The 2,095-nt window shown below is 73.1% G+C and carries 3 protein-coding genes; all 3 read right to left on the minus strand.

The genetic code is table 11. From position 1 onward, the window contains the following. Positions 1-201: 201 nt before the first annotated feature. Positions 202-612: a PTS-dependent dihydroxyacetone kinase phosphotransferase subunit DhaM gene (locus AC31A1_RS15340; RefSeq protein ID WP_489653845.1), complete on the minus strand. Its 411-nt coding sequence runs from the start codon at positions 610-612 to the stop codon at positions 202-204. Next, a complete protein-coding gene (gene dhaL / locus AC31A1_RS15345) occupies positions 605-1,219 on the minus strand; it encodes a dihydroxyacetone kinase subunit DhaL (RefSeq protein ID WP_489653846.1) in 615 nt (204 codons plus the stop codon). The genes AC31A1_RS15340 and dhaL overlap by 8 nt, the downstream gene beginning before the upstream one ends. 46 nt (positions 1,220-1,265) lie before the next feature. Then, on the minus strand, positions 1,266-2,095 hold an 830-nt coding region (dhaK, locus tag AC31A1_RS15350), incomplete at its 5' end, for a dihydroxyacetone kinase subunit DhaK (protein WP_489653847.1).

Consider the following 2,095-nt stretch of genomic DNA (forward strand, 5'->3'; position numbering starts at 1 on the left):
AGCGCCGAGCGCCGAGCGCCGAGCGCCGAGCGCCGAGCGCCGAGCGCCGAGCGCCGAGCGCCGAGCGCCGAGCGCCGAGCGCCGAGCGCCGAGCGCCGAGCGCCGAGCGCCGGCTGCTCTCCGTCTTCCGCTACGGGCCCCGCCCGACACCTTCCGCTACGGCGCCTGACTCGCGCGCTCCGCCACGGCCCCGACCCCGCCTCACGCCTTCCGATAGGTGTACGCCTCCGCGGCCGCCGCTTCCACCGCGTCCAGGTCCGCTCCCGTCGACGCTGTGACGACGGCGGCCACAGCGCCCTCGACGAACGGGGCGTCGACCAGGCGGGTGCCGGCCGGGAGTTCGTCTCCTTCGGCGAGCAGGGCCTTCACGGTGAGTACGGCGCTGCCGAGATCAGTGAGGACGGCGACCCCGGCGCCGCGGTCGACGGACGCGGCCGCCGCGGCGATGAGTTCGGAACTGGTGCCGAGCCCGCCGCCCTCGGTGCCGCCGGCGGCGGCGAGCGGTACCGAGGCGCCCGAGCCGGACAGCCCGCGCGCCAACTCGGCCACGGAGACGGCGACTTCCGCACTGTGCGACACCAGCACGATGCCCACCAGCTTCTCGTCACTCACCGGTGGCCTCCGCGGTCGCGGCTTCCTGGAGTGCGGCGATCAGCAGCGCCGAGGACGTGGCGCCCGGGTCCTGGTGTCCGATGCTCCGCTCCCCGAGGTAGCTCGCCCGGCCCTTGTGGGCCTGCAAGGGTGTGGTGGCGACGGCGCCCTCCTCGGCGGCGGCCCGCGCCGAGGCGAAGCCGTCCGGGAGCGCGTCGACCGCCGGGACGAGCGCGTCGATCATGGTCTTGTCGCCGGGCGCGGCACCGCCGAGGGTCATGACCGCGTCCACTGCCGTGCGCAGCGCGACGGCGAACTCCTCCTCGCTCACCTCGGTGGCGTCCCCGAGCGCCTTGCCGGCACGGCGCAGCAGCGTGCCGTAGAGCGGCCCCGACGCGCCGCCGACCGTCGAGATGAGCGTGCGTCCGGCGAGCATGAGGACGGCGCCCGGGGTGTCCGGTGCCTCCTTCTCCAGGGTGGCCGTCACGGCGGTGAACCCGCGTTGCAGGTTCGCGCCGTGGTCGGCGTCGCCGATGGGTGAGTCGAGGTCGGTGAGCCGTCCCGCCTCGCGGGCGACGGAGGCGGCGGTCGCCGTCATCCAACGGCGGAAGAAGTCGGCGTCGAGCACGGGATCTCCTTGCGTGGTGGGTGAGCTGACCGGGTGTGCCGCCGGGTCACATGCCCCAGCGCAGTCCCGGCGTCTTCACCGGCGCGTCCCACAGCCGCAGCAGTTCCTCGTCGATCTGGCACAGGGTGACCGAGGCCCCCGCCATGTCGAGGGACGTGACGTAGTTGCCGACCAGTGTGCGGGCGACGGCGACGCCGCGCTCGGCGAGCACGCGGTGGACCTCGGCGTTGAAGCCGTAGAGCTCAAGGAGCGGGGTCGCGCCCATGCCGTTGACCAGGACCAGGACCGGGTTGCGCGGCGACATGTCCTCAAGGATCGCGTGGACGGAGAAGTCGGCGATCTCACCGGAGGTCATCATCGCCCGCCGTTCCCGGCCCGGCTCGCCGTGGATGCCGACGCCCAACTCCAGCTCGCCCGGCGGCAGATCGAAGGTGGGGCTGCCCTTGGCGGGGGTGGTGCAGGCGCTGAGCGCGACACCGAAACTCCGCGAGTTCTCATTGACCTGCCGGGCGATCGCCGCGACCCGGTCCAACGGCTGCCCCTCGGCCGCGGCGGCCCCGGATATCTTCTCCACGAACAGCGTCGCACCGGTGCCGCGCCGCCCCGCGGTGTAGAGACTGTCGGTGACGGCGACATCGTCATTGACCAGCACCTTGGCGGTCTGGATGCCCTCGTCCTCGGCGAGCTCGGCCGCCATGTCGAAGTTGAGGACGTCCCCCGTGTAGTTCTTCACGATGAAAAGGACCCCGGCGCCACTGTCCACAGCGGCCGCGGCCCGCACCATCTGATCGGGCACCGGCGACGTGAACACCTCACCAGGACAGGCCGCCGACAACATCCCCGGCCCGACAAAACCGCCGTGCAACGGCTCATGCC

The sequence above is a fragment of the Streptomyces sp. P5F9 genome (genome assembly GCF_057961495.1).